Source organism: Pectobacterium zantedeschiae, from assembly GCF_004137795.1.
In the GTDB taxonomy this organism is placed as follows: Bacteria; Pseudomonadota; Gammaproteobacteria; order Enterobacterales; family Enterobacteriaceae; genus Pectobacterium; species Pectobacterium zantedeschiae.
Genome location: NZ_NWTM01000001.1, coordinates 919,229 through 928,784, shown reverse-complemented (window position 1 = coordinate 928,784; position 9,556 = coordinate 919,229). Strand labels below are relative to the sequence as shown.

At 52.4% G+C, this 9,556-nt stretch carries 5 protein-coding genes; 2 read left to right on the top strand and 3 right to left on the bottom strand.

All coding sequences use genetic code 11. From position 1 onward, the window contains the following. Nucleotides 1–25: 25 nt before the first annotated feature. Complete coding sequence (locus CLR69_RS04260; protein ID WP_129711155.1) at nt 26–1,690, bottom strand: ShlB/FhaC/HecB family hemolysin secretion/activation protein; 1,665 nt, start codon at nt 1,688–1,690, stop codon at nt 26–28. Between the two features lie 336 nt (nt 1,691–2,026). Between CLR69_RS04260 and CLR69_RS04255 the strand changes: the two genes are divergently transcribed. Then, nucleotides 2,027–2,692, top strand: a complete 666-nt coding sequence (locus tag CLR69_RS04255) for a GntR family transcriptional regulator (RefSeq protein WP_129709523.1) — start codon at nt 2,027–2,029, stop codon at nt 2,690–2,692. A 9-nt stretch (nt 2,693–2,701) separates the two neighbouring features. On the opposite strand, the gene CLR69_RS04250 is transcribed toward CLR69_RS04255, so the two are convergent. Together CLR69_RS04250 and CLR69_RS04245 are read right to left on the bottom strand one after the other, a co-directional pair. Then, on the bottom strand, nt 2,702–3,124 hold the full coding sequence (locus tag CLR69_RS04250) for a type III secretion system chaperone (protein WP_129709525.1): 423 nt from the start codon (nt 3,122–3,124) through the stop codon (nt 2,702–2,704). A gap of 20 nt (nt 3,125–3,144) precedes the next feature. Further along, a complete protein-coding gene (locus CLR69_RS04245) occupies nt 3,145–8,037 on the bottom strand; it encodes an AvrE-family type 3 secretion system effector (protein ID WP_129711154.1) in 4,893 nt (1,630 codons plus the stop codon). A 174-nt stretch (nt 8,038–8,211) separates the two neighbouring features. On the opposite strand from CLR69_RS04245, the gene CLR69_RS04240 reads away from it, so the two are divergent. Further along, the coding region (locus CLR69_RS04240) for a pectate lyase (protein WP_242451540.1) at nt 8,212–9,556 on the top strand (1,345 nt) is incomplete at its 3' end.

Here is a 9,556-nt window from a genome sequence, read left to right as displayed (position 1 = left end):
ACAATAAAACGTTAAAAATTAACAATTAAAAAGAAAGTCCAACGCGATAATAGGCAACGGCGTGATCCGGTTTTAGCCAGTCGGGGTGTGCCAACGGCCAGCCAACCGTGATTTGCTGTGAGAGGTATTGGTTAGCAACGCCCATTCCTACCGCCGCCCCCCACAACGTACCCGCCGATTCGCTATCTGCCTGTTGCGAAAAAAGGTGCCCGCCGTCCACCGCTGCCGTCAGGGTGACGCTGCCCAACAGCGGCAACTGTGCCGCCCGCCAGTTGACTTCGTTGCGCCAGTAACCACCGCGATTACCAGAAAGGTATTGCTCTTTGAAACCACGCACAGAGGTTTCCCCGCCCAGCGTCACCTGTTCGCTGCCATACAAGCGCTGTGGTGAATACTGACCATAGAGGTTGGTGAGGTAATGAAGATTGTTGGCGATGGGGTAGTAATAACTGGCCGCCAGCGTCACCTTGTTGAATTCGGCACGCAGCGCATCGTCAGATTTACCGTCATCGCTTTCTGCGCCAAACCAGCGCGTTCCGCGGCTATAAGCCGGATTGAGTGTCGCCAACCCGCCCCACAGTTTCTGGCTGTGATTAATACCGATAATTGCGCTGCTCAGTTTGCGACTGCTGGATTGCAGCAGAACATCGTTCAAGTAGTTTTGCCCGATGCGGTGTGACATGCCCGCCGAGAGGCTGGTTTTCATGTCGCCATTGCGAAACACCACACGTGATAGCGTGGCACGGTGCGTTTGGCTGTCGCCGGTTGAATGCCAGAGAAAATCTCGATTAATAAAATCATTGCGATAACGGCTTTGAGAATAGTCGTAGCTGAGCGTCCAGTAGCCATAGGGTAATGATATCCCCGCCTGTAGGCTTTCGGCATTGCGACTATCGCGAAATTCGCTACTGTGCCCGCCGTTGATAAACCACTGATCGGCCAGCCCCAGCACGTTATCCGCCCACAGGCCGCCGTTTAGCTGCTGATCCCCAGTACTTTTCTGTCCGCTATTATCGATACTGATGTTTGCCGTCAGCGGAATCTGATTTTTGCTGGTGAGGTTCACGATAGAATAACCAGGCTGGCTACCGGGCTGAATTTCGATACTCACCTGCTGCGTCGGCATGCGGTTAAGCTGCTCCATGCCCTGCTCAATATCGCGAAGATTGAGAATTTCGCCTTCTAGCCCAGGAAAGGCCTGCTTTATTGCCCACGTCGATTGGTTATTAATGTTAATAGATTCGAGGCGTCCTTCCAGAATATCAATTTGTAATACTCCGTTAGAAAGATCTTGCTCAGAAATAAAGGCTCGGCTGGTAATATAACCCCGTTCGATATACCAATTACTGACATCATGAATCAGCTGATTGATGTTATTAACATTAACACAACGATTAATATAATCTTTATTTAACCTGTTTTTATCCCTTTCACGCAGCAGCGAGCTATTGTGATAATTAATTTCCTTAATGCTAAAACAGTGTCCGGCATCGCTTCCGCCAACTGGATTTATCGTCGCTTGAGGCTGATTTAACTGTAATAAGTCATCACGTTGCTGCCGCGATTGATCGATCACCTCGGCCTGACGCTGCTGAATATCATTTTTGTCTGCTGGATTAAGCTGTGCGGAAAATACGGTATAAGAAAATAACGCAGGCATGATAGCAATCAGCCCAAAAAAACCACGCATGGTTTCATCCCTGATGATAATAATTTTTTCGGCATAGTAGAACCGTTAATTACCAAGCTCAATATGTCAGGTAATATATAATTTTATGACAACAGGTTTGCGTTAAGTCGAGATAAAATATCCACCTAACCAATAATTTTAGTTTTGTTACACCTCGTCATACAATACTGCGTATTTGACGACCTTTTCTTGCCAATTTTCTCCCGAGAGACGCCAGCCCCATAGCCTCGTTGATGCATCATATTGTATATTAGCGCCTCATCACCGCAGACAGTTGCGGTATCAACCCATATCGCTATCTCATCACATTACGCAGCACTTCTCTCTGGGGGAACCGTGAATTATCCAATTGGGCAGATCAATCACAGCTATCTGGGCTCCAGCGTTTATACCATGCTGCGTGAAGCGTTAATCACCGGTCAACTTAAACCGGACGATCGCCTGAGAATACGGGAGCTTGCTGCACAGGTTGGCACCAGCGTAACGCCAGTGCGAGATGCGATCCTGCAACTGGCAAAAGAACAGGCGCTGGTGCTCAAAACGCCGCGCGATATCCGCGTTCCCCAGTTGACCGAAGCCCAGTTTATCGAGATCCGCACATTGCGGTTGGCGCTTGAGGGCACGGGGGCCGAACAGGCCGCCGCACACATTACGCCGAAGATGCTGGAGCAGATTGAAGAGAATATTCGTCAAAATCGTCTGGCAATCGACGAGAAAAATCTACGCGAAGCGCTGCGGTTAAATAGCGAATTTCACCTGTTTCTGGCGCAGGCAGCGCGTATGCCGCTGTTGACACAGTTTATTGGCAGCTTGTGGATGCGCACCGGCCCGCTAATTGCGCAGGCCTATGCGCATTTTTCCGTGCAGATGGCGATCGAACATCACGAAGACGTCCTCGCAGCTCTACAGCAACGTGATGCCAGCGCCGCCCGACAGGCTATCCAATCTGACATTCTGGATGGCAGCGAAACAATGCTGGCCTTTATTGCCATAGATCAATAGGTTGCTGCGTTACGCCGCCATGAGCCGTGGTAATAAACCGCGAATCAGCAGTCGAGTCTCTTTTGCCTGGCTGATAAACGCAGGCAGCAGCGCGGTAAAGCCTGATTCGTCCAGCGATTCTGCGGTGTGCTGAGTGCACAAACGCAGCGTCGAATTCTCATCCAGCGCTAGCCAGCAGCCTTTCATCGCCGCCATTTCAAAGTTGAGCATCAGCATCAGTTGATACACCGCTGCGCCGACTTCCTCCTGAAATCGCATCACATCACTGTGCAATAGCAGTACGCTGCTGTTAGCGGGGACTTCCAAAACCACCGCCTCCTGCCCGTCGGGTTCGCTCAGCGCACAAATGCCGTCCTGCAAACCCAGTTGAGTCCGGCTGAGCGCACTATAATGGCGTAATAAGCGGGTAATATGCTGTTGTGTTGGTGTCATGCTGTTCTCCCTAATCACAATTAACTTTTCAGTTGCAGACCTTCTTGCTGTAACTGCTGCAACGCATTGGCGGTGGCAGGATTGGCTTTTGCAATCTCGCCGCTCAGTTTGTAGCTTTGTGGTACGGTTTGATCCTGTCCGTAGCTGAAGCTGACGCTGCCCAGCAGTTTATTCATGCTCACGCCCGCACTGCTTGAGGCGTTGATGATAACCGCCGGGGTATTGAACCCCTCGCTCTTCTTCACCGTCTGCGAGACATCGATGCTGGCGAGACGTAAATTATTGCCATCTTTAAACAGCGCGATAACATCATCTTTACCGTGCGTCTTGTTCTGGATGCCCTTTTCTATCTTCTCCCGCACATCGTCTTTCAGTTCTAATCCAACCGTCACCGAGGCTCTGTCACTATCCTGCAAGCGGCTCACGATATCCTTCAGCGCCGGGTTGTCCGCAATCATCTGATTGATACGGTCGGCGTTGCTCGGCGGGAGCGAAGAGAACAGATGGTTGCCAATGACCTGAAACAGCCCGTTTTCTGTCAGTTTGCTGAGATTGGTGTAGGACGTCGTATGCTTAACGCTATCCAGCGTTGCCCCATCGCGCTGCGCGACATCCTGCCGCACGTTCAGCTTTTTCAGACTCAGTAATCCCTGATGTTGATCGGTGGTTGTGGCTGTTTTATCCGCAAAATGCTCAGTCAAAATGGCCAACTGATCGTCCGGTTCCGCGATTTTTTTCACACCGTCGATCAACAACTGGCTGGCAGGATCGTTGAATGCGGAATTCAGCGTCTTGGTCAACGCGTCAATATCCTTTTTCTCCAACGGTTCGGCTTTTTTCATACCCAGACTAATAGATTGGTTAGTGCGCGAATCCGCCGCCACATTCACCCCGATGCTGGCTGAGGTAAAGAACGGAACCGTCCCTTCTGGGGTTTTTCTGGCTGCCCCGGCGCTAATGGTCGCGTTTGCCCCCATCGCTGCCTGATTCATGAAACGTAGACGGTTGTCAGATTCGGTGTAGGTGGTGGATTTTTCACCTTGTGCGACGCTGGACGAACTCGTGCCAGACAGGATATTGGCGCTCGCCGTCAGGCCGACAGAGCCGCGTAACGTGGCACTGGTGGGTGCCGCCCCTTTTTCTGTCAGGTTTATCCCACCGCGCAGTTCCAGCGCCGCATTACTATCCAGATTGAAACTGACCGTTTTACCCGCCTTCACGCTGTGCTGCTCTCCTTTATCCAGCAAGGCAAGCGGATTGATCGTACCGCTCGACAGTCCGTCAATAAAACCGGGCAGTTCTTCTTCGCTGAGGGTAAAATTCAGAGCATTTTGCTGTGCCATTTGCAGGCTGGCAGATACGCCGAATGACGCGCGGACATCCGGTGCAAAGCTGTGTTTGCTGTTAATGTTTTGCGTCATCTTCTCTGTGGTTTTCCCTGTCAGATACTGGCTGACGTCATATCCGCCGGAGTAGCTCACTTTCCCAGTGATTCCGCCCGAACGCTCAAAGGCGACATTGATGCCGTTTTCACCGCGTGAAAAACTCAGGTTGTAATTCCGTTCGCCGCTGACGCCACCGCCCGGTGCCGGAGGAAAAGGTAATGTCGTACCGCTAACCACAAACGACATGGATGCCCCGCCGCCATAGGTCCGGTTAAAAGCGATGCTTTCGTTGCTGTCCAACGACAAAACGGTCGCCTTCATTTTATCGATCATGTCCGTCTGGCTCGTCGCTTGCATCACGGTTTTAGAGGTCACGCTGACGGCATTCTCTTCTTTCCTGAACGCCTTCATAAAGGTTTTAACCGAATCGTAATCCGCTTCCAGCGACTTATGGTTGGTGAATCCCATGTCGGTCATTTTCTTCACCGGGTTGTCACCATATTCGCCTTGCCGTAGCGCATTAAGCTCCTTCATCATCGATGCCAACACCGCCTCATTCGGCGACGTGCCAGATAGCGCCTCAGCGCGGTCGGTCAGTTTGTGCAAATCGCCCAATACCAGGGTATCCAACACCAATCGCGTTTTTGCCAAAGACAGGGCATCATGGGTATCACGCTGCTGCCCAAACGCTTCGCTATTTGGCTTTTGCGCTATCGGCGTTTTGCTGTCTACAAAGGCTTTTATCAGTGTACTGGCGGTACTCGTTTTCGATGACGGATGGCTTTCCATCGCCGCTAGCAGCACCGGAGCCAAATCTTTTTCTCTGCCGTGCACGCGGGCAGGTTTGCCTTCCGGGCTCACCACACCGTTATCGTTCACCACGCCCTGCTGCCTGCCGATAAGCAGAGCCGCTTTGGCCGAGCTGCTTTCCAGTTCAGTCTGGAACTGTTTTAGCAGGTTCACCAACGGTTTCCCTTTCTCCCCCAAACCCAGTTTGTCGAGCTTACTCGCCAGATCCATCGTCGTCCCTTGCGGCTGGCTCGTCGTGGCATCCAGCTTTTTCAATAATGCAGTCTGCATGTCGTAGACGGGTTTCAGACCTTCGCGGCCGCTGATGTGGTGCTGCACACGGTCGGCAAAGGTTTTTAGCGGCCGAGGTACTTCCATGGAGAAGGAGACAACATGAGCTCTGAGCAAATCTGACAGCTTGCTTTTAACTTTCTGTGACTCTTCACCCGTTTTCCCCAGAACCTGAACATCGGCTTTAACCGACACACCGGTCAACGGTATCTTCGTTCCTTTTGTCGCCACATCAAGCCGACCAAACACCGTTTCTGCGGCACGCGCTTCTGGAGGTAATGGCGTTTCCCCTTTCGGTACTGTCGTTTTCCACGCGCTCCCTTGTTGGGTGTGGAGTTCATGATCGTCATGCGCAACCTGCAAATGATGCTGCGCATCCGTGCCCAGCGAATTCACTTTGCCCTCTGCGGGCGTTGTCACTGGCTGCCATTGTGCTTTGTCATGGTTCGCGGAATTTTGCCAGTCGTCTTTCGGCAGTTGAAAGAGCTGCCCTTCCTTATTCAGAGCAAACAACGTCTGTTGATGATCCAGCGTGATGTCTTGTATCTCGCCGGATAACCCATTTTTAGGCAATGCCAGCGGCGCGACGGCGGGCTTATCCGTTCCTGGTTTAATCTGGTGAAAATGCAGATCGCCCTGCTTATCAACCGCAATAAATTTATTGCGGTTGATCACTGCCATCGCCGATACGCCGTCGTCCTTGGTGACTCCAGGGAGCGCAGTGCCCTCAGACGGCGTCATACGCACCTGCGACAGCGCAAAAACGGTGTTGTCACCATGCGTAAACGACGCTGATTTCTGATTGATGGACAGTGGTGTGATCTCACCACCTTTCAGCGTATAAGCCTGATTGTCCAGCCCGCGCTTCAGCTGGCTTGCTTCAACGCTGGACGCTTCCCAATTTTTAGTATTGTCATTGTAAAAATGGACTTTGCCGTCACGTAGCCCAATTTGCCCCAGTCGTCCCAGATCTAAGGTGTCTTTCGCTGCTGGTGCCTCCGTCGTCAGACCCAGTTTATTATCCACCACCAGACTGTCGCTCAGGTTCCACCCCGGTGTTGGCGACAACCCATTTTGCCCCAGAGGCGCGACATGTTTTTGCCCCTGACGATCGGTGGCGAGAGCCTGTACCTGCCCGTGTTCATCGTGGGCAAATCCGGTAATACGATGATCTGCACCCAACGCCGCATTGAGTCCAGACGTGCTGACTGGCGTTAAAGTGACATGTTGCTCACCCGCTTCAGGCAGCGGTGCGCGGTAAAGTTTGCCGTCATTATCGGCAACCAGCAGATGTTCTGAGGTTAACCCCACCGATTTCGCATACACCGGTTCACCCTTTTCCAGCTTAAGCTCTACCGGTTGCGGTGTGGCATCCAATGCACTCATCAGATGCAGTTGTGTAAGGTGATCCTGCTCGGTCAGTACGGCCGATTGTCCGTTCTGGTTGGCTGAGAACGCCGTAATCTTATCGCTGAAGGTCGATGACGCCGTCCCTGATGACAAATTGCTCAACGTGTGGTCATCTTTAACCGCATACAGTTGACTATCCCCCTGCCGGGATAATTGGCTATGAGGAACATCACTGCTTTGCTGCCAGACGCCAAATTCGGTGTTCAACGAAAACAATTTGCCGTCATGCAGGCGTAATTGCTCACCAGTACCTGAAACGGTGTCGGGCTGCCGGTGGATACCGGTCAATAACTCATGATTCATCCGCCCAGATAGCGGCACGCTCGTGGATTCACCTGATTTTGTTTGCAGAGAGATATGTTGCCGCGTGGATTCCAGTTGTACGTTATCCACACCCGATTTACCCGATGGCATCGCACTGCGACCGCTGCTGTGGAGTGCAATATGCTGATTCTCATCACTTTGAATAACGAATAGCCGCCCTGATTTGTCGGCTAATGCATGCTGTTGTTCGCCCACTTGTGCCTCTTGATTTTCATGATGGGCAACGAACGGTTGGCTGTTTTTCCCTATAGTCTGTTGCAACAGCGTAGTCAGGGCTTCCGGTAAACCTTTGCCGAACTGAAGTTTACCGTGGCTATCCAGCGTGATATCGGATTTAGCGGCGGATATCGAATTACGGCTGCCGTTTATTTTGATGTCAGCATCCGCAGTGGAGACAAAACGCGGCAAACTTTGGATCGGCCCACCTGACGCCAGCGAATCGCGAGACGCGCGCGGTGAACGCTGACTCATACCTTCCAATGCAAATAGCTCGCGCAAAGTCGTCGAGCGAGAACCCTGGCTTTTCACGTGACTGCTGCCCAGCTCCAATTCGGGCGGTTTGTTTTTATCATGCAAACCTTGTTGAATCAGGGATTGCGCACCTTTCTGGCTCGCACTGGTACTACTGCCCTGCGATAACGATGTTTTCGCTAACGCGGCGGGCGTGATTTCCGAAATGGGCAGACTGGGCTGAGCATGCTGGATTTTCTGCATAACAAGTTCCAAAGGTAATGAAGTGAACGTGCCTGTTAAGTGGTTATTTCCCCCCTTCGGTTCCCGTCATCTTTCTCTTCCCGCACGGGAACCACATCACACGCCCCTTCACTTAATACGCAACAGACGTAAGCCTGTTAATAACCCATCACTATTTACTTTCAAGGAGATGTTATGGCTGATATGACGATTACGCTCAGCATACAACCCAGCGCGGGTCTGTCATCGACAGGTCTGAATTCCCCACTTTCAGGCAGCAACGGTGGGGCGTCACCACGTTCTGAGCAGCAAGATAGTCAGTTGATGGAAGCGCTGGGCACATTGTTGAGTGCCCTTCTGCCCAATTCACAAAGCAATACCCCCTCATCAACAGACAGTAGCCCGCTGGGCCAGACTGGAGCAGGCAATGGGGGAAATTCAGCGTTAGGCCAAAGCGGCAGTCCTACCGATATGCTGATGAAATTGTTGGAAGCGCTGATCCCAAGCAAGAATGCTCAGGAAGCGGGAAATCCGCTCTCTTCCGGTTCGTCAGGCGCAGCAGGTGGCAACAACGGTGCCTCACCGCTGACGGGTTCATCCGGTGCTGGAGGCGCGGGGAGCGCACAAAACCCAGAAGACTTGAGCCGTTCCCTGCTGCAAGATTCGGCAGGCAGCGCGTTAGATAACGCGATCAATCCAACGGCAGACGGTGGTGGCCAACTGAGCGGCAACGACCTGTTAAAAGCACTGCTGGAATTGATCGGTAATTTGATGGATTCACAGAAAGGTGAATTTGGTCAGCCGCAAGGCAACGGCCAGTCACAAGGTGGCGGTTCGCCGTCAACGAGCGCACCGCAGGCGTCATCCGGTGGTAATGGCGGTTCACCTGCCGCACCTTCTGGCGGCGGCGGTGGCTCACCCGCGGCACCTTCAGCGCCGTCCTCATCAATCGGGGGTAGCGGCGGAACAACTCCAGCCCCACTAACGGCCGCACCAACCGGCATTGATGGCGGTTCGGCAACATCGCCCACGGCCTCAACAGCAGGTGCTGGCTCGGTTTCCTTCCCTACTGCCAGCGCTAACCCCACCGTCGTAAATGACACCATCAAAGTTGGCCCCGGTGAGGTTTTTGATGGCGGTGGCAAAACCTTTACCGCCAGCAGCAAATTAGGTGACGGCGGTCAGGCTGAAGGCCAGAAACCGCTGTTTGAGCTGGCTCAAGGCGCAACGCTGAAAAACGTGGTGTTTGGTGATAATGCGGCAGATGGCGTACACGTTCGCGGCGATGCCAAAATTGATAACGTGCACTGGACCAACGTCGGCGAAGATGCGTTGACGGTGAAATCAAACAACGGTAAACCTGCCAACGTTGAAATCACCAACAGCAGTGCTCAGGGCGCTTCCGATAAAATTTTCCAGTTAAACGCTGATGCCAACCTGACTATCGATAACTTCAAAGCAAAAGATTTCGGTACGTTCGTGCGCACTAACGGCGGACAACAGGGAGACTGGAATTTGAACTTGAGTAACATTGATGCAG

Excerpts from the sequence above, each read along its gene's own strand:
- CLR69_RS04260 (WP_129711155.1), bottom strand. The coding sequence starts at position 1,690 with ATGCGTGGTTTTTTTGGGCTGATTGCTATCATGCCTGCGTTATTTTCT.
- CLR69_RS04245 (WP_129711154.1), bottom strand. The coding sequence starts at position 8,037 with ATGCAGAAAATCCAGCATGCTCAGCCCAGTCTGCCCATTTCGGAAATC.
- CLR69_RS04250 (WP_129709525.1), bottom strand. The coding sequence starts at position 3,124 with ATGACACCAACACAACAGCATATTACCCGCTTATTACGCCATTATAGT.